The sequence below is a fragment of the Streptosporangium sp. NPDC006930 genome (genome assembly GCF_040635605.1).
Lineage (GTDB): Bacteria > Actinomycetota > Actinomycetes > Streptosporangiales > Streptosporangiaceae > Streptosporangium.
The window spans coordinates 213,312-235,816 of record NZ_JBEYID010000003.1; the positions used below are offsets into that span (position 1 = coordinate 213,312).

A 22,505-nucleotide genomic window follows, 5' to 3' on the forward strand; every position below is an offset into this window, starting at 1 on the left:
ACCCGGAGACGACCCGCGGAGACGCGGGTCGTTTTTTGTTTTCCGGAGTCCTTCCAGCGGAGTCCGTCTCGCCCTCGCCCAGCGGCGCTCAACCCGTTTGGGTGGTGGTCGATTGTGGGTAGTTTGAGGGCTGCCTCAGTGTGCGGCCGTGGGTGCTTCGTCAGGTGGCCGGTCCTGGATGACGCTGAGCGGACAGGGGAGGCCCTTCGGATGAAGGTCATTGCGTTGTCCTGCACGCAGAAGCGTCTCCCGTCGCTGACCGACGAGCTGCTGGAGGCGGCGATCACCGGCGTCGTCCGGGAGGTCGGTGACGCGGAGATCCAGCGGATTCGGTTGATCGACCATCGCATCGCGATGTGCGAGGGCGAGGACACCTGCCTCGATCCCGAGGTGGGCCGGTGCACGCTCGACGACGACTTCGAGCACGTCGTCGGTCTGGCCGAGGGCGCGCAGGCGATGCTGCTCGCCATGCCGGTGTACGCGGGGAACGTGCCCGCGGTGCTGAAGATCTTCCAGGAACGCCTGAAGAGCTTCATGAACGCCGGGCAACGCCCGTTCGGCAACCTGCTGGTGGGGACGATCGTGCATTCGCGCACGATGCTGACCGAGCCTGCCCTGGGGTCGTTGTTCCCCTGGTATCTGCGCCTACGGAACAAGAACGTGGCGTCGGCGTGCTTCACCCAGAACGATCACCAGGACCTGACCCGCACCGCGGCGCCCGACCTGTGCGTGGCCGTGGGCCGGCAACTCGGCATGACGCTCGACGCCGGCCGGTCGCCGGCCGACGACCGCACGGCACTGCCGTTGGTTCAGTCACCGGCTCGTCCGCGGTGCGGTGACCCGACCGCGTCCTCTCCCGGAGAGTGAGGGGATTCGGCACGCCAGGTGCACCCGTCGCCCACCTGTTCGCACGACACCGTGACGTCCGGTTCCACGTAGCGGGCGGCGATGGCGGTGTTGAGTTCCTGGCAGTACGGGCACGGTGAAGGGAACGTCAGTACGACGCCGTCACGGGCGGCCCGTTTGCGGTACCGGAGGATGCCGCAGTCGGCGTTGCGCAGGACGGTTCCGGAGGGCTGGGGCTCACTGGTCACCGCCGAGTCGTACAGCAACAGCTGACGCCGCAGCCGGGTCATGAAGTGATCGGCGGCGGATACTCCGGCGGGCCGTTGCGCCCGCAGTAGCTCAGCGGTGATGCGGGAGTTCGCCTGGATCCACGCGGTCAGCCCCTCTTCGCCGTGCTCTCCCAGGATGAACTCCTCCGCGGCCGCCTGGGCCTCGAAGAACCGCTGGCGCCACAGGTCGACCTTCTCGGCCGGGTCGAGGGGAGACATTTCAGTCAGGTCGAGAGGAGCCGGTTCATCGGTCATGGTCCGTGTCCTTCCCGGCGGCGTCCTCGGTGGCGTCGTCCAGTTCGGCGAAGACCTCCTGGGCGACGCGCAGCCCGTTGTTGGCGACCGGCCAGCCACCGTAGTAGGCGAGCTGGATGATGACTTCGATGATCTTCTCCCGCGACATCCCGAGGTGCAGGGCGGCGCCGATGTGGCCGCGCAACTCCCAGTCGGTCCGCGCCAGCGCGACCGCGGTCAGCGCGACCAGTTCGCGCTCCTCGACGCTCAGGTGCGGGCGGGTCCAGATCTCGCCGAACAGGTGGTCGACGGTGATCCGCAGGAACTCCGGGTAGGAGCCCGGGCGTGGTTCGCGGCCGAAGACCTGCTGGAACATGGCCTCGCCCCGCTCGTGCCGGGCAGACGGCTGATTCATCGATCAACTCCCTCGTGTTGGTCGAACACCGGTCGAACAGTTGTCAACGTCCACGACGCCACGAAGGCGACGACCAGCAGCGCGGCGCCGCTGCCGAAGGCGGCCGGAACGCCCACCCGCTCGGCGATGAGCCCGACGACGACCGGTCCGACGACGGCGCCGACGTCGGTGCACATCGAGAAGACGGCGACGCCACTGCCGGTCCGGCCGGCGACGACGTCACCGATCAGCGCGGCCGGTGCGGCGTTGAGCAGCGCCGACCCCGCCGCGTACACGCTGAGCAGGACGACGAGCCAGGCGTACCCGTCCACGAACATCAGGGCCGTGATCGCCGCCGCGGCCACACCGGTGCCGGCGATCATGGCGGACCGGCGGCCGGCCCGATCGACGACCCGGCCGGCCGGCATGATCAGCAGCGCCTGAACGACGGCGGATATCGTGAACGCCCACCCGACCCACGTCACGTCATGTCGCCACGCCACGACCACCGTGGGGACCAGCGCGCCGCGCAGCCCGAACAGGACCCATCCCTGCGCCAACGCCGCGAGGCAGGCCACCACGTAGCGCCGGTCCCGCAGCAGGACCGGTAGCCGGACCACGTCACGGCCGGGCTCCGCGCCGGCGCTTCGGCCGGTGTGGAGGACCGCCGATGCCAGCATCGCGGCGGCGAGCAACAGCATGGCGTACGCCACGAACGGCGCGGACAGGCTGATGAGAGCGAGGAGCCCGCCCAGCGCCGGTCCGCAGATCCCGCCGAGCAGGAAGCCCGCTTCGAACACGGCGCCGGCCCGGCCCCGCTGGTCGGTCGGCGCGATCGCCAGGAGTGTCGCCAGTGCGGACACCGAGAACAGCACCGAGCCGACGCCACCGAGGCTGCGGAACACGAGCAGTTGCCCGTAGGACCCGGCGAACGCGGTCAGGGCCGAGGAGACCGCGCACAGCAGCAGGCCGGCGACGAGGACCCGCCGTTCCCCGAAACGAACTCCGAGCCGGCCGCAGAACGGACTGGTGGCCAGCCGCGTCAACGCGAACAGGGCGACGAGCGCTCCGATCTGGGTGGGTCCGGCCCCGAACGTCGCCGCGTACACCGGGAGCAACGGGAGCACCAGTCCCAGGCCCAGCATGACGCAGCCACCGACGACACTGAGGACGTAGACCTCGCGGGGGAGACTCGGCTGGGCGATGGCAACGGGTGGGACGCTGCCGGGGCCGGCCGCCGTCACTGTCCGATCACAGGATGATGCTGAGCTTTCCGTGCTCGTACAACGTCTCGTGGTCGAGCACCACGACCCGTCTCCTGATCCGGAACGCCTCGCCCTCGACGACGAGCTCGAACCGGTATTTTCCGACGTAGGTGTCAGAGCGTCCGTGCCCGAACCGGTACACGACGACATTCGCCGCCACGTCGAGGTGCGTGCCCCGATCGGTCAGGATCTCCACGTTGCTGATCATCCGATTTGTCCGCGACCGGGGGTTCTCGCACCACACCTCGCCGTTGAGGAGCTGTTCGATCCGCTGGCGTAGCCGGGCGGCATCGTCGTCGATGAGCCCGAGCGCGTCGGCCGTCTCGCCGCGGACGTCGGTGGCCGGCACCGAGTAGCGGATGTCGCCGGTCAGCATCTCGTCGTACCACTCGCGCAGGCGCCACTCGTCGAGCAGTCGCGCCTCACGGAAAAGGAACCGGCTCACCTGGTGCCACAACCGCACCTGGGCCGCTTCGTCGACCGTCAGCTCGATGGTCATCGTGGTTCCGCCCCTTGCATCTCGGCCCGGTGAACGACTTCGAGGTGACCGTCGTCACCGTGCATCAACCGGTCCCACTGCCGCCAGAACTCGCGGGCGGGAAGCTCGTCGGTCGTCTCCGGGACCTCCTTGTTCATGCCGCGTGACAGATCCGAGTAGCGGACCGTGCGGTTGAGATAACCCCGCTGGCACGACTCGACGATCTCGACGTCGTCGGGGGTGGCGAAGCCGGCGGGGCCGAGGAACGTCAGGTAGTGACTCTTGCGGAGTTCCCGGATGTCCGGATCCTCGTCCTTGGGGGCGAGGGCGACCGAGGTGATGGCCATCTGGCCTGCGCCGACCGGGTCGATCTTGCGGATCGTGATCGCGATCGCGTCGATGATCATCAGGTTGGGGAAGATCAGCACCGCGCGATTGGTGCCGGTGATCCGTTCGGCGCGTTCGGCGCCGAACCGTTCGACGAACCGCGCGGCCGTCGCCTCGATCCGGGGCCGGACCTCGGTGCCGAACATCGGCGTCCAGTAGGCGAGCGGACGGGCCGCCGCCGGTGGCAGCTCGTTGGCTCCGTGCCCCAGTCCGAGGGCGCGGCCGAAGCCGCCTCGTCGTCGTGGTGGCACCGACCCCAGCGACTCCATGTAGCCGACGTAGCGCTTGTGCAGGGCACGGAAGTGGTAGATGTCGACGCTGTTCTCCATCATGAGCTTCCAGTTGGCCCGGGCCCCGTGGAGTTGCGCCCCCTGGATCACCTCCATCCCGACCTCCGACTGGTCGTCGATCAGGTCGAGGTACTCCGTCGCACCCGCCAGGTACTCGGTCAAGGTGCGCGGCTGCTCCGGATCGAAGGTGACGAACACGAAGCCTCGGTAGCCGTCACTACGGTGCTGCGCCAGGCCGAAGTCCGCCTTGCGAAAGCCCGGCCCGTACCCGTCGGGGATCGGGACCCCGACCAGGTCGCCCTGGTTGGAGAACGTCCAGTCGTGATACGGGCACCGGAACGATCTGGCCTGCCCGGCCGGTTGCGAGCAGATCAGGGCACCGCGGTGGGTGCAGCTGTTCGCGAACACCCGGATCACCCCGTCGGACCCGCGCGCCATGACCACCGGGCGCCCGCCGACGTCGCGTGCCACGTAGGAGCCCGGCCCCGGTACCTCCGATTCGTGCCCGACGTACAACCAGCAGCGATCGAAGATCCTGGCCATCTCCTGTGCGGCCAGGTCGTCGTCGGTGTAGGCGCGGCGATCCACCCGGAACGAGAGACGCTCAAGATCATCGATCACGATCGGGTCGCCCACCGGCCGCCGCGGTTCGATCGTCACTGCTCCCTCTTTCGCTGTAGCGTCTCGACCGTGCCGATGACCAGCTCGGCCGTGCGCACGGCGGAATCGCCGCACTCCGGCTGCGCGGCGCGCAGCCGGGCCCGGTAGTCCCGGGCGGGATCGAGCAGATCGGTGACGGCGTCGGCGACCGCCTGCTCGGTGACGCCGGCCGGCTCCAGCATCGTCCCGAAGCCCGCGTTGTCCACGAAGTACGCCTGGATGGGCTGGTCCACGGCCAGCGGGACCACCAGCATCGGTGTCGCGGCCCGGATCGACTCCGCCACGGAGTTGTAGCCGCCGTGGGTGATGAACACGTCGGCGCGTTCGAGCACCTCACGTTGCGGCAGATAGGGAGCGGTGAGCACTTCGTCGGGCAGTGCGAGCTCCTCGGCGAGATCTCCCACCGCGGCGATCACCTGTGCACCGGTCGCCGCCGCCCCGGTGATCACCGTGCGCAGCAGGTCCGGCCGCCGGTAGAAGATCGTGCCGAAGGAGACGTACACCAGCGGGCGGTCGGGGTCGATCCGATCCAGGCCCGAGAAGGCGACCTCGTCGCCGCGGGTCCCCGCCGCACCCGGCAATCCGACCAGCTGCACACCGTCGTCGGTGACCGCGTCGTCCCCGACGAGAGCGGGAATCGTCGGCATCAGGTTGAGAATCGGCGAACGCGCCGAATGGGTCCGGGCCGACCACAACACCCCGTGCCCGGTCAGATAGGCGCCGACCTGCTCGTCGTACGGCCAGCGACCTCGTCGATGCTCGCTCGGGCATACTCCGCCCAGGTTGGCCCAGATCATCCCGTACGGCACGCCGGACGCCTCCGCGCCGACCATGGCCGACGCCGTGACCGGCAGCGAATCGACGAGCACGAAGTCCGGTGCCGTCTCACGGAGCGCCTTGGCCGTCTGCTCCGCCACCGGCGACGACTGGAGCATGGGGCCGATCTTCGCCGGGTCGCCGCTCCACGGCGCCATCTCGACCTTCCCGATCGTGTGGACCCGCGTCTCGCCCAAGGCCTGGCGACGCTGCTCGTCGATCGCGCCACCGTCCGCGGACAACAGCAGCAGCGCAACCTCACTGCCGGCGGTTCGGAGCGCATTGACCACCGGAATGTACGGGTTCAGGTGACCGTGCTGAGTCGTGGTGAGGAGGGCAACGCGCATCAAATCTCCGATCCATCGAAAGAAGACGACCAGGCCGACTCAGAATCTGGCTCTGGATGCACCACAGCGGCTACGACCGCGACATCCTCCTGCCTTCGGAAAACGAGTCGAGACGGCGACGCGCGAACGGCGGAACTCCGCTTCCGGACAGGCGAAAACGCCCGGCAGGCGAAAGGGACCGTCGACGTCCAGGCACTGCTGTGAAGCTCTATGCATTCCCCACCATCGCCGAGGGGGCACATCGTGTCAACGACGTCTAAATCGTGCTTTTGGCGTGAATTTTATGAATTGATAGGGATTGTACGTTTTTCGGGGTAACTCCTGATCAAGGAGGGCATTCCTGATGAGTAATGTGATTCAGACACTCCTGAAAACAGGCCTGGAGCACGCCGCGGTGGTGCGCGGGAAGCCCGGAACATCGGGTCGCGAGGTCGAGGGCGACGCGAGTTCTCCGCAGCACAGGCGTTCTCCGCGGCAGGGGTGGGAGACCTGCCCGAAATGTGCCTCCGCTCTGTGACGGAAGGGGTCCTCACCGTGTTCCGGGTGAGGGCTTTCCGTGGACGTCACCTCGGCCGCGCTCACCTCTTGGAGGCGGTCCCGGTCCGGTGGGCCCCATAATGATCGACGGCATTTGCCGATCAATAGGGGGTTTTGTGAAGAAGCTCATGGTCGCCACGTCTCTCGTCCTGGCCGGTGTCGGCACGGTGGCCGCGCCCGCGCCCGTGCTGGCCCGGTCGACGGCCTCGGGGGCCGCGTCGTCGCTCGTCACGGCGACGGGAGGTGAGGCGTCCGTCGCGAAGTGCCAGACCCGCAGCATCAGGTCGCTGGCGAACGGCAGGTACGTGTCCGCGGAGTTCGGCTGGCCGGGCGACAAGTACGGGATGCTGCGCGCCCGCGCCACGAAGGCCGGCCCCTGGGAGAGGTTCTCGATCTGCTACAACGGTCGCAACTACACGATCAAGTCCCTGGCGAACGGCAGGTACGTGTCCGCGGAGTTCGGCTGGTCGGGAGGCGACCGCGGGATGCTGCGCGCCCGCGCGTCCTCGGCCGGTACCTGGGAAAGGTTCCACATCGCCTCCTGCGGGACGGGCTGCGTGTCGATCAGGAACCTCGCCGTCCCCTCCCGGAACTACGTGTCGGCGGAACTCGGCAACAGGGGCGACAAGTACGGGATGCTGCGCGCCCGCGGCTCGAAGATCGGCCCCTGGGAGAAGTTCAGGGTGCAGTAGGGCGCATTTCGGGCATTGCCGTGGACCGAAGATCCAGGTTCGCGGCGGATGTCGCGGGAACGGGACCCGGGACCGGTTCGTTGGCAGGGAAACCAGGCGACCGGCCGAGGTGACGGGGTGCGACGACAGGCGGGCGGAGTCTCGGCCGGATGACGGTCATCGCCCGGACAAGGGCGGTGCTTCGCCGTCCTGTGGCGACGAAGTGATCTCGCGGGGTTCCCGTTCCAGAAGGAGTCTTGATGCGTCGTACCACCACGGATGCCGACGTGCGGCGGGTGTTCGACCGGATGGCGGATCGGTACGACGACCAGATGCGGGTCTGGGAGCGGCGCCTGTTTCCGGGGAGCAGGGAGTGGGCCGTCGGGCAGGCGCGCGGCCGTACGGTGGAGATCGCGGTCGGCACCGGGCTCAACCTGCCGCTGTACGACGCCGATGTCACGGTGGTCGGGATCGAGCTGTCCGAGCGGATGCTGGAACTGGCGCGGCGGCGGGTGGCGCGGGAAGGGCTCGGCGAACGGGTGGAGTTGCGGCAGGGTGACGTGCAGCGCCTGGAGTTGCCCGACGGCCACGCGGACACCGTGCTGTCCACGTTCACGATGTGCACCATCCCGGACCCGGCGGCCGCGGCGCGCGAGGCATACCGCGTGCTCAAGCCGGGCGGCAGGTTCGTGCTGGCCGAGCACGGGCCGTCGAGCAACCCGATCATCCGCGCCGGGATGCGGGTGGTGGAACCGCTGTTCGTGCGGTTCGAAGCCGACTATCTCACCCGCGACCCCCGGCCGTTCCTGGAGCAGGCGGGGTTCCGGATCGAGTCGGTGTCCCGGATGACACGCGGCGTCAGCTTCCGGGTGCTCGCCGTCCGGCCGTGACCCGCCGCCGTCCATCCGTGCGATTCCGGCGTCGGTGAGGCGCTGGACCCTCGTGAGCGGGGTACGAGGGTGAACGGGCATCGATGAGGAGGCGCACGTGGCGTACGTCCTGGAGGAGATCGCCGGCCAGCCCGCGTGCTGGCGGCAGGCGCTGGATCTCGGCGCGGCGAGTCCGGCGGGGCTGCCGGAGACGGGTGAGCGCGTCGCCGTGATCGGCTGCGGCACCTCGCTGTACATGGCGCAGGCGTACGCGGTGCTGCGCGAGCGTTCCGGGCAGGGGGAGACCGACGCGTTCCCCGCCTCCGAGCTGCCCGCGCGCCGCTACGACCGGCTGGTCGCGATCACCAGGTCCGGGACCACGACGGAGGTGCTGCGCGCCCTCGACGCGGCGGGTGACGTCCCGACGGTCGCCATCACCGCCGACCCGGCGACCCCGGTGACCGGCCTGGCCAAGACGGTGATCGCGCTGGAGTTCGCCGACGAGCGTTCCGTGGTGCAGACCAGGTTCGCCACCAGCGCTCTCGCTCTGCTCCGCGCGCACGTCGGGGAGGCCCCCGCCGACCTCGCGGCCCAGGCCGAGACCGCGCTCACCACACCGCTCCCCGAGGGGGCGATCTCGCGGCGGCAGTTCACCTTCCTGGGCAGCGGCTGGACCAACGGCCTCGCCCAGGAGGCTGCGCTGAAGCTCAGGGAGGCCGCTCTCGCCTGGGCGGAGGCCTACCCCGCGATGGAGTACCGGCACGGGCCGATCAGCATCGCCGACGAGAACAGCCTGGTGTGGTTCTTCGGCGGTCAGGAGAAACTGCTCGACGACGTCGCCCGCACCGGAGCCCTGACCACGGCCACCACCCTCGACCCGCTGGCCGACCTGATCCGGGCCCAGCGGCTCGCGGTGGAGCTGGCCCGGTCACGCGGCCTCGACCCGGACAACCCGCGCAACCTGACCCGCTCGGTGATCCTCGGGTAGTCGCCCTCAGCGGCGCCGGGCGGCGTTCAGCAGCCAGCGGCGGACCACGGCCAGCGCCAGCGGCAGCGGTACGGTGCCCGCCCCCAGTCCCACGTCGACCAGCAGGTCGAACACCTCCTTGCGGCGGGCGGCGGTGTCGATCGCGGCGTCGATGAAGCCGGGTGACTGGGAGGCGAGGGCGAGCACGTCGGTGGTGCGCAGGTGCCGGCCGAGGGCCTTTCTCAGGCCGCGCCGGTAGGCGGGCAGCGGGTCGTCCGCCGCCTGGACGGCGGCCTCCCCGGCGAGCCGGCCCGAAAGCAGCGCGTAGAAGATGCCCTCGCCGGTGAGCGGGTTGATGAGACCCGCGGCGTCACCGGCGAGCATCACCCGCCCCGAACCCGGCCCGGGGCGGCCGGGGGAGAGGGGAAGGTGGTGGGCACGCAGGTCACGGGCGTTCACGTGGGGCAGCAGCTCGGCGAGCCGTCCGTGCAGCACCGTCTTGCCCGGCAGGCCGGTGGCGTGCAGCCGGGGCAGGAGCATGCCGTAGCCGACGTTGGCGGTGCCGTCGCCGATCGGGAACGACCACGCGTACGCGGGCCACCCGTCCTGCTGCATGAAGATCGACTGGACGTCGTCGTCGGCGGGCACGTCGGCGTAGCCGCGCACGGCGATCGCGGTGTGCTTCTCGGGGGAGGGGGAGACGCCGATGAGGCGCCGTACGGTCGAGTTGGCCCCGTCCGCGGCGACCACGGCGCGGGCGGTGACGGTGCCGTCGAGAACCACGTGATCGCCGAGAGCGGCGAGCGCGCGGACCTGGTGACGGCGGACCTCGACACCGCGGGCGCGGGCGGCGTCGACGAGGCGGGCGTCGAAGACCTTGCGGGGCACGACGTGGTTGGACCTGGCGGAGGTGGCCGAGACGCGGGCGCCGCCGGGGGAGACCACCGCCAGGCGCCGCGTCGGCCGGTAGTCGGCGATGAGGTCGGGAACGCCCAGCAGGGCGAGCTCGTCGCGCCCGTGGGCGGCAATGCCGTCACCGCAGGCCTTGTCACGGGGGAAGTCGGCCCTGTCGAGCAGCAGGACCCGCGCCTCGGGCCTGAGCTGTCTCGCGCGCAGGGCCGCGGCCGCCCCCGCGGGCCCGCCGCCGACGACCACCAGATCCCAGACGTCATCCACCCCGGGGAGCCTTCCCCGTACGCCCGGGGGGAACCGCCGCGCGGTGGATCTTCCTGGCGGTACGTGCGGGACCGGGCGAGGTCAGCTCGGGTCGGGTTCGTACAGCTCCCTGAGCGGCGACAGTTCGCCGACGGGTACGGACAGGCGTACGGTCTCACCGCCGAGTGTGGCGATCTGGGACCAGGTGGCGAACCGGCTGTTCCGGTGCAGCCTGCGGATCACCTCTCTGACCAGCCAGGGGGCACGGCCGCCGGGCCCTCGCTCGTAGCCGAACAACCGGCCGGTGTGGCGGGGCACCACGATCAGTCCGTTGAGCCGGAAGGCGTTCCTCACCTCCTCGATCAGCGGCCCGTCCTGGTCGAACCGCACGTCGGCGACCTGGCCCACCTGGCGTCCGCCGGAGTCGACGACCGGGCGGCCGATGAGGTCGCTCACCCTGGGCGGACGGCCTTCGCCTCCTTCGCCGCCTCTCCGGCCACCTCCCCCGCTTCGGCCGGTGTCGTCCCCGTCGTCGCGTCCGCCCTCGCCTCCGTCCCCGTCGCCGCTACCGGGGATCTTGGCGATGATGTTCTTCCTGGCCCACCGTTCCAGGGCGGGCTCCGCCTGCCGGCCCGCGACGGTGACGGCGCTGCCGATCTCGGTCACCAGGACCATCGGGACGCGCTGGGGCTCGGGGTGCGTCTCGGGTCTCAGCAGGCTGGTCACGGCGACCATCAGGCGTCCGGGGACTCCTCCGATCCGCGGGCCCAGGGCGAGCGGTCCGTACAGGATCGCGGTCAGGTAAGGGCGGCCCTCGGCGTCGTGGCCGAGCTCCAGATCGTCGACCTTGCACAGCAGGTGGCCGTCGCCCGCCAGTACGACCTGACGGTCCAGCAGGTGCAGCTGGGCGTGGATCCGCCTGGCTCCGGTCATCGGCCCGCCCCCCTCGCAGCCGTCGCCCAGGTCATTGTCCCGCCTTCGTCGCGATCATCAGGGGGATCGCGGCCACCGCGACCACGAGGAGCAGCACCATGTACGCCGTCCCCAGGGTGTTGGAGAGGCGGCCGTTGACCCGGTCCCCCATGTAGTCGGGATCATTGGAGATCATCAGGACGGGCAGGTAGGTGAGGGGGAGTGCGGCGGCGGCGAAGACCAGCGAGTACTCCGTCACCTTGATCGGGTCGATGGTCGTCAGGATCAACGCGGTGGCGACGATCACCACGGCCAGGACGACCGCGTGGAACCGAGCCGCGTCCCGGGGGCGGACGAACTTGCCCCACTGCCAGCCGAAGTACTGGCTGATGGTGTAACCCGACGACAGCGCGGTCTCCAGAGTCGCCCCGAACGTGGCCGCGAACACCCCGAGGATCACCGCGGCGAGTCCCACCTGTCCTAGGCCGAGTCCCACCGGGAGCAGCATCTGCCCGAGCGTGTCCACCTGGGCGTGCACCGGGAAGAAGACGGTCGCGGCGCAGGCGGCGATGGCGATCGACAGGAACCCGCCGAGCGGGAAGCCGACGAAGACGTTGGCCCGCTCGGTCACCAGGTCCCGGCGCGTCCAGCGCTCCTCGACCCCGCCCGAGGAGAAGAAGAACACCTCGTAGGGCGTCATCGCGCCACCGAGCAGAGCGATCGCGTAGTACCAGTAGGTGGGCACGCCCTCGTCGGGCGGCGGGTGGGTGAGCTGGGCACCCAGCTCACCCCAGTCGGGTCCGAGCTGCCACAGCGCCACCGCGAACACCACCAGCGCGAGTCCGGCCAGCCCGAAGACCCGTTCCATCGTCTCGAACTTCACCCGCCACGCGACGAACGCGACACCCGGTACCCACAGCAGGTAGTTGACTCCCGTCGCCAGTTCCAGTGCCAGGGCGGCGCCGCCGATCTCGGCGGCGAGGGTGAGGACGTTGATGAAGAACGACGCCCCCAGATTTGCCAGACCCGCCCGGGGTCCCAGTCGCTCCCTGACCAGGTCGAAGACGGGCCGTCCCGAGACCGCGGCGATCCGCCCAGACATCTCGGCGAACAGGCAGATGCCCACCACCCCGACGACCACCACCCAGGCGAGAGACATCCCGAACCTGGCCCCGACCAGGGCGTTGGCCACCAGGTCGCCGATGTCGACAAAACCACCGAAGGCGGTGAGGATGCCCAGCGTCACGGCGAACAGCTTCTTCACCGGTGCGCCTCCCCGAACCTCCGCAGCTCCGCGGCCAGCTTCTCCAGCTCGCGTGCGGCCCGTGCGGGGTCCTTGACGCCGTCCCGCCTGACCTGGACGAGCAGGTCGCTCACCTGCTCCTCGGCCCGCGTGGTCAGGTCCAGCACCTCTGCCTGGACCCGGTCGGCGGCCTCGGTCGGCGGCTGCACCCCGCCGAACTGCGTGCCGAGACCTCCTGTCTCCTCGGCTGCCTCGGTCAGCACCGTCTTCAGGTACGGGGTGGTCAGCCTGGCCTCGTTCGCGACCGCGAGGCGGACGATCTCCAGACTGGAGGCGGCCGCCTCGGCGGTCGCTGCGGCTTTCAGGGAGTAGTCGTGGTCGTCCCAGGCCGGGCTGACACATCCCGCCAGCAGCGCCGCCAGTATCCCGAGAGTCCCAAGAGCGCCGGGCCTCCTCATCGGCCCGGCCGCAGCAGGAAGTAGGCCAGCACACCCAGCAGGCCGAGCAGCTGCGCCCACGCCATGAGTAGCACGAGTCCCTCATCGATCACCTGAAGCCTGTGCCCCCGAACACCCGCCGTATTCCTGTCTCCCGGTTCCCTCACCCCAGGGAGGGGGAACCGGGGTGGGCGGGAGCCGGTGACCGGAGGTCGCTCGGGCCAGGGGCCGGGAAGCCGGTGGTCGGGGATCGGAGGGGACTACCGGTGGCTAGAGGTTGCTCAGGGCGGGGAGGAGCTCCTTCTCCGACCAGTCGAGGAACGCGTCCTGGTGCTCGTGGCCGATCTGGACGAGGGCGACGTGGGTGAAACCGGCGTCGGTGTAGGCGCGCACCGCCTCCACCACGGCGTCCACGTCGGGGCCGCACGGCACCTTGGCCGCGACGTCCTCCGGCCGCACCGTCTCGGTGGCGGCGGCGAAGTTGACGGGCCCCGGAAGCTCGGCCATCACCTTCCATCCGGCCACCGACCAGCGCCACAGCCGATGCGCCCGCTCCTTGGCGGCCTCCACGTCGGGGTCGTAGCAGACGGCGAGCTGGCCGTAGACGGGCTTGCCCGTGCCACCCTCCCCGGCGAACAGGCGTACCAGGTCCGAGTCGGGATCGGTCGCGACCAGCGCGTCACCGTGCTCGGCGGCGATCTTCCCCGACTGGCCGCCGGAGGCGGCGATCGCGAGCGGGATGGGCTGGTCCGGCAGGTCGTACAGCTTGGCCGAGTCGACGTCGAAGAACTCGCCGCGGTAGGTGACGTACCCACCCTCGAACAGCTCCCTGATGATCTGCACGGCCTCGCGGAACATCCCGTGCCGGGTGTCGGCCGAAGGCCAGCCCTGACCTGTCACGTGCTCGTTGAGGTTCTCCCCCGCGCCCAGTCCGAGCGTGAAGCGGCCCTCGCTCAGCACGCCCATCGTCGCCGCCTTCTGCGCCACCACCGCGGGGTGGTAACGCATGATCGGGCAGGTCACGTACGTCATCAGGGGCAGCTGCCGGGTGGCCTGCGCCACCGCGCCGAGCACCGACCAGGCGTACGGGGAGTGGCCCATCTCCTCCAGCCACGGAAAGTAGTGGTCGGAGATGACCGCGTAGTCGAAACCGACCCGCTCGGCCGTCGTGACGTCCTTGACCAGCTGCCTGGCGGGCGTCTGCTCACACATCATCGTGTAACCGATCTTTGCCATACTCCGCCCCTACCCGGCTTTCCGCGAGCATCGCCGGAAGAGCCGAAAACATCGCCGTCCTTTACGAATCGCCTGCCTTTGAGCCGCTCGTCTACGAGCCGCCCGCCTTCGACGAGGCACCCGCCTTTCGTGAGGCGTCCGCCTTCGACGCCTCCCCGTCCGGGGCGTGAGGGGCCTCGGGGGTGGTGTGCTTGAGCGGGACCGCCGAGCCGCGGACCACGTCCAGCTGGACGGTCTGGCGGGGCGTCAGCAGGTCCAGCAGCCAACTTCCCGCGATGCGCGCCCGGTTGCGCGGGATGGACAGCAGATGGTAACCCCGGGTGACCACCTTGGCCGCCATGCCCGACAGCGGCACGCCCAGCGGGTTCGCGGCGGCACCGGTCCCTCCCAGGTCGACGACGAACCCCAGGTCGCTGTGCTTGTACGGCTTGAGCCGTCCGTGGCCGTAGGAGGCGGCGATGTTGCGGGCGGCCTGCCTGCCCTGGCGGCCGGCGTGCTGGGCGGTCATCGCCGTGTACTCGCCGGGCCGGGTGAGGTCGGGGACCGCGGCCGCGTCGCCGCAGGCGAAGATCTCCGGGTGGCCGGGCACCCTCAGGTACTCGTCGACGCGCAGACGCCCCTTCACGGTCGGCAGGCCCAGGGACTCCACCATCGGGTCGGGGCGCACGCCGACGCACCAGATCAGGGATTTGGTCGGTACGAACTCCCCGTCGGAGAGCTTCACCCCCTCAGCCGTCGCCTCGGCCACGCTCGTATCGGTGAGGATCTCCATGCCCCGCTCGGACAGCGTCCGGTGCGCGCTCCGCGACAGGCGTTCGTCCAGCTCGGGGAGGATACGCGGGGCGATGTCGGCGAGGATCCAGCGCATCGGCTGGTCACGCAGCCTCGGCCGGTGCCTGCGGAGGGCGTTCGTGAGCAGCTGGCCCTGCGCCGCGACCTCGGTCCCGGTGTACCCGGCGCCCACGACCACGAAGGTGCACCTGGCCGCACGCTCCTCGGGGTCGTCGGACGCGTCGGCGAGCTCGACCTGGCGGATCAGGTGGTCGCGCAGGTAGAGGGCCTCGACGATGCTGCGGAAGCCGTGGGCGTACTCGGCGACCCCGGGTACGGGGAGGAGTTTGTTGACGCTGCCGACCGCGACCACCAGGCGGTCGTAGCCCAGTTCGCGGTGGTTGCCCTCGGCGTCGGTGCACTTCACGCGGCGCGCCTCGATGTCGACGCTGTCCGCCGTGGCGAGCAGATACCGTACGCCGGGATAGTCGCCCGCCAGCGGGACCGCCACCTTGCGGGCGTCGAGGATGCCGGCCGCGACCTCCGGCAGCAGGGGCAGGTAGAGGAAGTAGTCGGTCGGATTGATCAGGACGATCTCGATCGCGCCCTTCGCGATCCGGGAGAGGGTACGGACCGCGGTGAAACCCGCGAACCCTCCTCCGATCACGACGACTCGTTGTCGTTCACCCATGACGTCGCTCCTTTCGGCACTCCGTTTCCAGCGGCGTGCCCCCTCTGCCCCCGGGTCAAGCGTGATGGGCCGTCCCATGTTGCCCATGCGGCGCGTACGGACGCCGCGGCGAGCGGGGGACGCGGGTCGCGGAATGATCGGGGAGCGGATAAGGAGGATTAATCGCCAGGTCATCGCGCGGGCAAGATGGCGAGGCGGGCGAGTGGGAGCCGCCTTCCCTGGGGATGGCCGGGAGAAGGCGGTGGAATCCAGATGCCGCGCCGATTTGAGGATGATCCGGTTTGTTGGAGGATCGGCCGACTTGAAACGGCCGGTTCGGGGGCGGGTCCGCTTCGGGGATGGGCCGGTCCGAGGATGGCCTGTCTTCCGGGAGGGCGGGTTCGAGGGCGAGCCGGCTCGAAGGGAGTGGGTCGTGACGACCTCCGAACAGTCACGCGAGGAGCCGCTGACCTCACCGTTGGCGCCACGTGCGAAGGAGCCGGGCTCGATCGTCGTGCGCTGGCTCACCAGCACCGACCACAAGGTCATCGGCTACATGTATCTGATGGTGTCGTTCGTCTTCTTCCTGTTCGCCGGGCTGATGGCCATGGTCATCAGGGGGGAGCTCGCCCAGCCGGGACTGCAGGTGTTGACCACGGCGCAGTACAACCAGCTGTTCACCATGCACGGCACCCTCATGCTGCTGCTGTTCGCCACGCCGCTGTTCGCCGGATTCGCGAACGTGGTCATGCCGCTGCAGATCGGGGCGCCCGACGTGGCCTTCCCCCGGCTCAACATGGTGAGCTTCTGGCTCTTCCTGTTCGGCGGGATCATCGCGAGCTTCGGTTTCCTCACCGGCGGGGGCGCCCCCGACTTCGGCTGGACGGGGTACACGCCGCTCTCCCACGCGACCTACTCCCCGCAGCTCGGTGGAGACCTGTGGATCGTGGGCCTGACGATGTCCGGGCTCGGCACGATCCTCGGCTCGGTGAACTTCATCACCACGATCATCTGCATGCGGGCCCCGGGGATGACGATGTTCCGCATGCCGATCTTCACCTGGAACACGCTGCTCACCGGTGTCCTGGTGCTGATGGCCTTTCCGGTGCTGGCCGCCGCGCTGCTCGCCCTGCTGGCCGACCGCAAGTTCGGCGCCCACATCTACGACCCGCAGACCGGGGGGCCGATCCTGTGGCAGCACCTGTTCTGGTTCTTCGGCCATCCGGAGGTCTACATCATCGCGCTGCCGTTCTTCGGCATCATCACCGAGGTGATCCCCGTCTTCAGCCGCAAGCCGCTCTTCGGCTACATCGGCCTGATCGGCGCGACGATCGCCATCGCGGGGTTGTCGATGACGGTGTGGGCGCACCACATGTTCGCCACGGGCCGGGTGCTGCTGCCGTTCTTCTCGTTCATGTCGTTCCTGATCGCGGTCCCGACCGGGGTGAAGTTCTTCAACTGGGTCGGCACCATGTGGCGGGGGCACATCTCATTCGACACGCCCATACTGTTCGCCGTGGGATTTTTGGTGACGTTCCTGTTCGGCGGGCTGACCGGGGTCATCATGGCCTCCCCGCCGCTGGACTTCCACGTGCACGACTCGTACTTCGTGGTCGCGCACTTCCACTACGTGGTCTTCGGCACCGTGGTGTTCGCGATGTTCTCCGGCTTCTACTTCTGGTGGCCGAAGATGACCGGCAAGATGCTGAACGAGAAGCTGGGCAAGCTGCACTTCTGGACGCTGTTCATCGGCTTCCACGTCACCTTCTTCGTCCAGCACCTGCTGGGCGCGGAAGGCATGCCGCGCCGCTACGCCGACTACAGCGCGCTCGATGGGTTCACCACCCTCAATCTGATCTCCTCCATCGGCGCCCTCCTGCTCGGCCTCTCCACGCTGCCGTTCCTGTACAACCTCTGGTACACCGCGCGCCACGCTCCGCGCGTGACGATGGACGACCCGTGGGGCTTCGGCAACTCGCTGGAGTGGGCCACCTCCTGCCCCCCGCCCCGGCACAACTTCACCTCGATCCCGGCCATCCGTTCTGAACGGCCCGCCTTCGACCTGCACCATCCGAGGGTGGCGATGCAGCCGCGCCAGCTCGACCCGACGGCGGGGCTCAAAGAGGAGATCTGACCGGCGGCACGGTGGTGACGCGACGGACTGGCAGGGGGTCCGGGCTCAACGAGGCGGTCCGCTCCCTTCCCTGTGCCCCTCCCAGGGGCTACCCGCGGCGCGGCCGAGGGCGATCTCGGTGGTCTCCTCGGGGTACGGCGACAGGCGTACGGCGTCGGCGGGGGTGAGCAGACCTGCCGCCACCCGCTCGCACAACTCGGCGAGGGCGGCGATCTCCGCGTGCTGTGCGAGGACGAACGCGCGGTCGACCGGGTCGCCGTGCCCGGGAACGACCGTGCCACCGGAGCCGGAGCCGGAGCCGGAGCCGGGGCCGGAGGTGGAGGTGGTCGTGTCACCGGAGGCGGGGAAGAACTCGGTCGTTCCATCGGGACCGGGACCGTCGTCGGGCCGGTCGAGCAGGCCGAGGAGCCCGGCGAGCGTGGCGGGCCATTCGAGGGGATAGGCGTCCTCGTAGGCAGGCGGCGCGCCGTTCTCCACCAGGTCCCCGGCGAAGATCACCCCGGCGTCCGGCACGTGGACGACGAGGTCGTTGCCGGAGTGGCCGCGGCCGAGGTGGGCGAGGACGACCGGGCGGCCCCCGACGACGAGCCGCGTCCGGTCGGCCACGAGGTGGTCCGGCGGCACGATCTCGGTCCTCGCGATGTCGTCGGCGATGTCCGGCCGCTCCAGATCCCGGTAGTACCGTTCCCACTCGTCCCTCGCCCGGCCGCCGTTCTCGACCAGGTCGGCGCGGCAGCCCTCGTGCGCCCAGACCGGGCAGTCGAGGAAGGACCGGGTGCCGAAGCTGTGGTCGAAGTGCGAGTGGGTGATCGCCACCGTCCACGGGTCGCGGGTGATCCGTCTCACCTCCGCGAGCAGCTCCGCCCCCTGCCGCTCATCTCCCCGCGTGTCGACCACCAGGCAACCGCCGTCGCCCATGACCAGCCCCACGGACAGGTCCAGCTCGGCGTACCGCCGCACGAGCACCCGGTCCGCCACCTCGACCCATCGACCTTCCACGAATCGCATTCTCCCCCCAGCCCGGAACCTCAGCCCAGGACCTCGGTTCAGGGCCTCAATCCAGGACCCGGCCGACCATCCGCGCGTACATCCGCCCCGGGCTCGGCACCGACGACGGGTGCAGGAAGCCGGGAAGCATCGGCAGGTCCACCGCGAAGGGCTGCAGCCGCTCGTAGAGGACGTCGGCTCCCGAGGGACGGTTGTCGGGGTCCTTCTCCAGCAGGTCGGCGAGGAGGCGGTTCAGCTCGTCAGGGATGCCGGGCACCGGTGGCGGGCGTTCCTTCACCTGGCGCTCGAACACGGCGTACTCGGTGGGGCCGGTGAACAGCTGGCGGCCCGTCAGCATCTCGTGGATCACGCACCCGAGGGCGTAGAGATCGCTGCGGGGGCCGGACAGGCCGCGCTGGATCTGCTCGGGAGCCATGTACGACGGGGTGCCGAGAATCTGGCCCACCCGGGTGAACTGGGTGGAGTCGGCCTCGCGCAGCACGGCCAGGCCGAAGTCGAGGACCTTCACGCTCCCGTCGGGGCAGAGCATCAGGTTGGTCGGTTTCAGGTCGCGATGGCAGACGGAGAGCGCGTGGGCGGCCGTCAGCACCGCGCACGCCTGGGCGGCGATCGCCGCCGCCCACGGCACGGGGAGCGGGCCGTGCTCGCTGACCACGTCGGCCACGGTGACGCCCTCGATGAACTGCATCACCTGGAAGAGCCGCTGGTCGAAGGTGCCGAAGTCGTACAGGACCGGAGCGCCGGGGTGCTCCAGCCTGGCCAGGATGCGGGCCTCGCGCAGGAAACGCCGCTTCAGCTCCTCGTCTGGGCCGGTGAGGAACTTCAGGAACTTGACGGCCACCCTGCGGTCGAGATGCTTGTCGTGACCGCCGTAGACGGCCCCCATGCCTCCCTGGCCGAGAGGGAGGTCGTCGAGGACGTACCGGTCGCCGATGACCATCGACCCTCCCCTGGACCTGAGGGCATCAAGCCCTTTGGTCGCACGGCCGGAGATGACCGTCGACCAGTCCGTCAAAGCCTAGCCGGATCAGCGTTTCCCCCAGCGTCCGTGTTTCGCGCAGTTTGTCCTCAAGGTCGAACAGCTCACGGAAGGCGGTGCCGTACATCCGTTGGTCGGACAGCGGCAGCACGGGCACCCGCGCCCGCCGCACGTCGAGGCGGCTGGAGCTGGGATGGACCCTGGCCGCGTCGGCCGAGCGCAAAAACCCGGCGAGGAACCCGGAGTCGAGCCGCTGCGGATCGACCCGGTAGAGCGTGAGCTGCGGGCCGAGCGCCGCGCCGCCGTGGGTGATCACCCTGACCGCGCCCAGCACGGTGGTCACCACGTCACCCGGCCGGATCATGACCAGGGCCGGGTCGAGGGTGGTCCGGCCGGAGGGCGGCGTGCCCGCCGCGGTGTCCTCGGCGGTCAGCACCGGCAGGGGGCCCTCGTCGGCGGACATCCTCGCCGGCGCCTGCAGGATCGTGATCAGTCCCGCCTTGGCCAGCTCGCCGACCGTGGTGGTCGGCAGGTCCTGCCGTTCGGCGAGCGGCTGGAGGGCGGGGGTGGCGTCCGAGAGCAGGGCCGAGGTCTCCTTGAAGCCGGCCAGGGCGTCGGTGAAGTCGCGCAGGAGGTCGGGGCCGCCGTGCTGCGGGCGGCGCCTGGACGGGGCGAGGTCGACCTCGTCGTCGAGCAGGTCGATGATCCGCACCGTCCTGCTCTCGCCGGACAGCTCGGCCTCGGGATCCTTCTGGTACGCGCGCCAGGCGGGCTCCACGATCGACAGGTCGTCACCGGCGTCCACCAGCAGCAGCCGGGACGGCGGACGCCCGCCGTCGGGCCTGCGGAGAATCCACAGGTCGGGGCCGCCGGGTGCGAGCGTCACCACGGCACGCAGCGCGCCCGCCCGGAGCAGGTTGCCACGGATCCGCTTGCCGGGACGGCGGCTGGCGGCGGCGGTGGGCATCAGGATCGCCACCAGGCCACCCGGTCTCACCCGGGCCAGGCAGTGCTGCACCCACGCCAGCTCCGACTCCCCGCGCGGCGGCAGCCCGTACTCCCAGCGCGGGTCACCGGCGAGGTCCTCATGTCCCCAGACCCGCTCGTTGAACGGCGGGTCACAGACCACGGCGTCGGCGAGCTCACCGGCGAGGCGATCCTCACGCAGCGAGTCGCCGGCGACGATCCGCGCCTCCGCACCGCGCAGCAGCACCCGTACGGCGGTGAGCAGCGCGTTCGACTCGTTGATCTCCTGTCCCATCAGGACGTTCTTCCGTCCCGACCGGGCACGCCCCTTGCGGCCCGTCCGTGATCCCGTACGCGGCCCGGCGAGGGAGCCCGCGCCCAGCAGCAGTGTCCCGACGCCGCACGCGGGGTCGAGGACGACGCCTCCCTCCCCGGCCGCGAGCCGGACCATGAGCGCGGCCACGTCGTCCCTGGTGACCGGGAGCTGGCGGGAGTGGGCCTCGGCGTAGCGTTCGAACAGGAACTCGAAGACCTCCAGCGGGTCGCGCTCGGCGGCCAGCTCGGCCACCAGCCGGACGAGGGCGAGGTCGTCCAGAAGAAGATCGGCGGAGCCGGGAAGATCCGTCGTCACCTCGGCCACGCGGGTGAGAGACTTCGTACCATGATCACGCCAGAGGGCGGGTTCACGGCGCAGGAAGAGCAGGAACGCGCCGACCCTGCCCACGAGTTCGCCCAGTCTGAGGTCGTCGACCGAGGTGCGCATCCGCTGCCAGACCAGGTCACCGAGCGAGACCTCGAACGACTTGCCGTTCGCGCGCAACCACACGGCGATCTCGGGCAGGGAGAACAGTGGGCTGGAGGTGGTGCCGCCCACCGGCTGGGGAAAGTCCTCGTGGCGGCGGCGCCAGTTGCTCACCGCAGCCCTGCCGACCCCGGCGAGCCGGGCGATGTCGCCCGCGTTCACGGTGATCTCCTGACTCTCCTCCATGGTGGGTCACAGTAGTTGACCGTGCCGCAACGGTCTACAACGACTTTGCTTGTGAAGTGCTTCAACCAATGATTTACTGCCCTCATGGCACTGAACCAACCACTTGCACTGCGCTACGCGGCCCGCTCCGACGTGGGTGTCCGTCGTGAGGCGAACGAGGACTCGGGCTACGCGAGTGCGCGCCTGCTCGCCATAGCCGACGGCATGGGTGGTCACGCGGGTGGAGAGGTCGCCAGTTCACTTGCCGTCACAGCCATGGCGAAGCTGGACGACACCCTGCCCGCCGACGGTGTCGACCTGCTCGCCGCGCTCAAGGGCGCGGCGAGGGACGTGAACCACACGCTGCACGACATGAGCGAGCAGGACCCCACGCTCCGCGGCATGGGCACCACGTTGACCGCGATGCTCTGGAACGGTGCCACCTTCGCCCTGGCCCACGTGGGAGACTCCCGGGCCTACATGCTGCGCGACGGCGCCCTGTACCAGATCACCCACGACCACACCCTGGTCCAGTCGCTGGTGGACGAGGGGCGGATCACCCCGGAGCAGGCCGCCGAGCACCCGCGCCGGTCGATGGTGCTGCGGGTCCTCGAAGGCACCGGCGACGGGGAGCTGGACCTGTCGCTGCGCGAGGCATACCCGCAGGACCGCTACCTGCTCTGCTCCGACGGCCTGACCGCCGTGGTCGGCCCCGAGACCCTGTTCAACACGCTGACCGAGATCTCCGACCCCGACGAGGCCGTCCGCCGGCTCATCGACCTGGCCAACCGGGGCGGCGGCCCCGACAACATCACCTGCATCGTGGCCGACTTCGGGGCGCCCGTCGGCGCGGCCCAGCCGGGCCCGGCCATCGTGGGCGCCGCGGTCGAGCGGAAACTTCCCCTCTGACCCGCGCCCCCGCGGACGGCCGAGGATGCTCTTCCGCAGGAGGACCCCCGTCCCGCGGGCACTGGCCTCCGACGCTCACCGAGGGCAC

At 70.0% G+C, this 22,505-nt stretch carries 21 protein-coding genes; 6 read left to right on the plus strand and 15 right to left on the minus strand.

The window, feature by feature from the left end; translation table 11 throughout:
- The first annotated feature begins 210 nt into the window (after positions 1-210).
- Positions 211-867 (plus strand): NAD(P)H-dependent oxidoreductase, encoded by a 657-nt coding sequence (locus ABZ664_RS07375; RefSeq protein ID WP_362504414.1) that lies wholly within the window; start codon positions 211-213, stop codon positions 865-867.
- Here the strand turns inward: ABZ664_RS07375 and ABZ664_RS07380 are convergent.
- Genes ABZ664_RS07380 through ABZ664_RS07405 form a run of 6 tightly spaced genes read right to left on the minus strand, consistent with a single transcriptional unit; the run spans position 810 to position 5,986 of the window.
- Positions 810-1,370, minus strand: coding sequence for a hypothetical protein (locus tag ABZ664_RS07380; RefSeq protein WP_362504417.1), 561 nt, complete (start codon positions 1,368-1,370; stop codon positions 810-812). The two genes, ABZ664_RS07375 and ABZ664_RS07380, sit on opposite strands and share 58 nt — an antisense overlap.
- Positions 1,360-1,764, minus strand: coding sequence for a carboxymuconolactone decarboxylase family protein (locus tag ABZ664_RS07385; protein ID WP_362504420.1), 405 nt, complete (start codon positions 1,762-1,764; stop codon positions 1,360-1,362). The genes ABZ664_RS07380 and ABZ664_RS07385 overlap by 11 nt, the downstream gene beginning before the upstream one ends.
- A complete protein-coding gene (locus ABZ664_RS07390) occupies positions 1,761-2,987 on the minus strand; it encodes an MFS transporter (protein ID WP_362504423.1) in 1,227 nt (408 codons plus the stop codon). Before ABZ664_RS07390 ends, ABZ664_RS07385 begins: the two co-directional genes overlap by 4 nt.
- Positions 2,988-2,994: 7 nt before the next feature.
- Complete coding sequence (locus ABZ664_RS07395) at positions 2,995-3,507, minus strand: aromatic-ring-hydroxylating dioxygenase subunit beta (RefSeq protein ID WP_362504426.1); 513 nt, start codon at positions 3,505-3,507, stop codon at positions 2,995-2,997.
- Positions 3,504-4,823 (minus strand): aromatic ring-hydroxylating dioxygenase subunit alpha, encoded by a 1,320-nt coding sequence (locus tag ABZ664_RS07400; RefSeq protein ID WP_362504429.1) that lies wholly within the window; start codon positions 4,821-4,823, stop codon positions 3,504-3,506. Before ABZ664_RS07400 ends, ABZ664_RS07395 begins: the two co-directional genes overlap by 4 nt.
- Positions 4,820-5,986 (minus strand): glycosyltransferase, encoded by a 1,167-nt coding sequence (locus ABZ664_RS07405; RefSeq protein ID WP_362504432.1) that lies wholly within the window; start codon positions 5,984-5,986, stop codon positions 4,820-4,822. The genes ABZ664_RS07400 and ABZ664_RS07405 overlap by 4 nt, the downstream gene beginning before the upstream one ends.
- A gap of 653 nt (positions 5,987-6,639) precedes the next feature.
- Between ABZ664_RS07405 and ABZ664_RS07410 the strand changes: the two genes are divergently transcribed.
- The 3 genes from ABZ664_RS07410 (at position 6,640) to ABZ664_RS07420 (ending at position 9,051) form a co-directional block, all read left to right on the plus strand.
- Complete coding sequence (locus ABZ664_RS07410; RefSeq protein ID WP_362504435.1) at positions 6,640-7,215, plus strand: hypothetical protein; 576 nt, start codon at positions 6,640-6,642, stop codon at positions 7,213-7,215.
- 239 nt (positions 7,216-7,454) lie between these two features.
- Positions 7,455-8,084 (plus strand): methyltransferase domain-containing protein, encoded by a 630-nt coding sequence (locus ABZ664_RS07415; RefSeq protein ID WP_362504438.1) that lies wholly within the window; start codon positions 7,455-7,457, stop codon positions 8,082-8,084.
- Between the two features lie 97 nt (positions 8,085-8,181).
- Positions 8,182-9,051 (plus strand): sugar isomerase, encoded by an 870-nt coding sequence (locus tag ABZ664_RS07420; protein ID WP_362504441.1) that lies wholly within the window; start codon positions 8,182-8,184, stop codon positions 9,049-9,051.
- A 6-nt stretch (positions 9,052-9,057) separates the two neighbouring features.
- Here the strand turns inward: ABZ664_RS07420 and ABZ664_RS07425 are convergent, their stop codons facing one another.
- The 6 genes from ABZ664_RS07425 to ABZ664_RS07450 all read right to left on the minus strand — a co-directional run bounded on the left by ABZ664_RS07425 (position 9,058) and on the right by ABZ664_RS07450 (position 15,475).
- Complete coding sequence (locus tag ABZ664_RS07425; RefSeq protein WP_362504444.1) at positions 9,058-10,206, minus strand: NAD(P)/FAD-dependent oxidoreductase; 1,149 nt, start codon at positions 10,204-10,206, stop codon at positions 9,058-9,060.
- Between the two features lie 81 nt (positions 10,207-10,287).
- A complete protein-coding gene (locus ABZ664_RS07430) occupies positions 10,288-11,118 on the minus strand; it encodes a PRC-barrel domain-containing protein (RefSeq protein WP_362504447.1) in 831 nt (276 codons plus the stop codon).
- Positions 11,119-11,149: 31 nt separating this feature from the next.
- Complete coding sequence (locus ABZ664_RS07435) at positions 11,150-12,361, minus strand: divalent metal cation transporter (RefSeq protein WP_362504450.1); 1,212 nt, start codon at positions 12,359-12,361, stop codon at positions 11,150-11,152.
- Entirely contained in the window at positions 12,358-12,798 is a 441-nt protein-coding gene (locus ABZ664_RS07440) for a hypothetical protein (RefSeq protein ID WP_362504453.1), read from the minus strand. Before ABZ664_RS07440 ends, ABZ664_RS07435 begins: the two co-directional genes overlap by 4 nt.
- Before the next feature lie 249 nt (positions 12,799-13,047).
- Positions 13,048-14,013, minus strand: a complete 966-nt coding sequence (locus tag ABZ664_RS07445; RefSeq protein WP_362504456.1) for an LLM class F420-dependent oxidoreductase — start codon at positions 14,011-14,013, stop codon at positions 13,048-13,050.
- A 91-nt stretch (positions 14,014-14,104) separates the two neighbouring features.
- Positions 14,105-15,475 (minus strand): NAD(P)/FAD-dependent oxidoreductase, encoded by a 1,371-nt coding sequence (locus tag ABZ664_RS07450; protein WP_362504459.1) that lies wholly within the window; start codon positions 15,473-15,475, stop codon positions 14,105-14,107.
- Between the two features lie 445 nt (positions 15,476-15,920).
- Here ABZ664_RS07450 and ctaD point away from each other — a divergent pair, with 445 nt between their 5' ends.
- Positions 15,921-17,588, plus strand: coding sequence for a cytochrome c oxidase subunit I (gene ctaD / locus ABZ664_RS07455; protein WP_362505105.1), 1,668 nt, complete (start codon positions 15,921-15,923; stop codon positions 17,586-17,588).
- 45 nt (positions 17,589-17,633) lie between these two features.
- On the opposite strand, the gene ABZ664_RS07460 is transcribed toward ctaD, so the two are convergent.
- Genes ABZ664_RS07460 through ABZ664_RS07470 form a run of 3 tightly spaced genes read right to left on the minus strand, consistent with a single transcriptional unit; the run spans position 17,634 to position 21,529 of the window.
- A complete protein-coding gene (locus ABZ664_RS07460; RefSeq protein WP_362504462.1) occupies positions 17,634-18,596 on the minus strand; it encodes an MBL fold metallo-hydrolase in 963 nt (320 codons plus the stop codon).
- A 46-nt stretch (positions 18,597-18,642) separates the two neighbouring features.
- Complete coding sequence (locus ABZ664_RS07465) at positions 18,643-19,536, minus strand: serine/threonine-protein kinase (protein WP_362504464.1); 894 nt, start codon at positions 19,534-19,536, stop codon at positions 18,643-18,645.
- Between the two features lie 25 nt (positions 19,537-19,561).
- Positions 19,562-21,529, minus strand: a complete 1,968-nt coding sequence (locus tag ABZ664_RS07470) for an N-6 DNA methylase (RefSeq protein ID WP_362504466.1) — start codon at positions 21,527-21,529, stop codon at positions 19,562-19,564.
- Positions 21,530-21,613: 84 nt separating this feature from the next.
- On the opposite strand from ABZ664_RS07470, the gene ABZ664_RS07475 reads away from it, so the two are divergent.
- The gene (locus ABZ664_RS07475) at positions 21,614-22,417 is read left to right on the plus strand and encodes a PP2C family serine/threonine-protein phosphatase (RefSeq protein WP_362504469.1); all 804 of its coding nucleotides are present in this window, start codon (positions 21,614-21,616) and stop codon (positions 22,415-22,417) included.
- Positions 22,418-22,505 lie beyond the last annotated feature (88 nt).

Coding starts and splice junctions, on each gene's coding strand:
- ABZ664_RS07470 (WP_362504466.1), bottom strand. CDS start 21,529: ATGGAGGAGAGTCAGGAGATCACCGTGAACGCGGGCGACATCGCCCGG.
- ABZ664_RS07440 (WP_362504453.1), bottom strand. CDS start 12,798: ATGAGGAGGCCCGGCGCTCTTGGGACTCTCGGGATACTGGCGGCGCTG.
- ABZ664_RS07475 (WP_362504469.1), top strand. CDS start 21,614: ATGGCACTGAACCAACCACTTGCACTGCGCTACGCGGCCCGCTCCGAC.
- ABZ664_RS07445 (WP_362504456.1), bottom strand. CDS start 14,013: ATGGCAAAGATCGGTTACACGATGATGTGTGAGCAGACGCCCGCCAGG.
- ABZ664_RS07430 (WP_362504447.1), bottom strand. CDS start 11,118: ATGACCGGAGCCAGGCGGATCCACGCCCAGCTGCACCTGCTGGACCGT.
- ABZ664_RS07465 (WP_362504464.1), bottom strand. CDS start 19,536: ATGGTCATCGGCGACCGGTACGTCCTCGACGACCTCCCTCTCGGCCAG.
- ABZ664_RS07450 (WP_362504459.1), bottom strand. CDS start 15,475: ATGGGTGAACGACAACGAGTCGTCGTGATCGGAGGAGGGTTCGCGGGT.
- ABZ664_RS07375 (WP_362504414.1), top strand. CDS start 211: ATGAAGGTCATTGCGTTGTCCTGCACGCAGAAGCGTCTCCCGTCGCTG.
- ABZ664_RS07415 (WP_362504438.1), top strand. CDS start 7,455: ATGCGTCGTACCACCACGGATGCCGACGTGCGGCGGGTGTTCGACCGG.
- ABZ664_RS07380 (WP_362504417.1), bottom strand. CDS start 1,370: ATGACCGATGAACCGGCTCCTCTCGACCTGACTGAAATGTCTCCCCTC.
- ABZ664_RS07405 (WP_362504432.1), bottom strand. CDS start 5,986: ATGCGCGTTGCCCTCCTCACCACGACTCAGCACGGTCACCTGAACCCG.
- ABZ664_RS07460 (WP_362504462.1), bottom strand. CDS start 18,596: ATGCGATTCGTGGAAGGTCGATGGGTCGAGGTGGCGGACCGGGTGCTC.
- ABZ664_RS07395 (WP_362504426.1), bottom strand. CDS start 3,507: ATGACCATCGAGCTGACGGTCGACGAAGCGGCCCAGGTGCGGTTGTGG.
- ABZ664_RS07385 (WP_362504420.1), bottom strand. CDS start 1,764: ATGAATCAGCCGTCTGCCCGGCACGAGCGGGGCGAGGCCATGTTCCAG.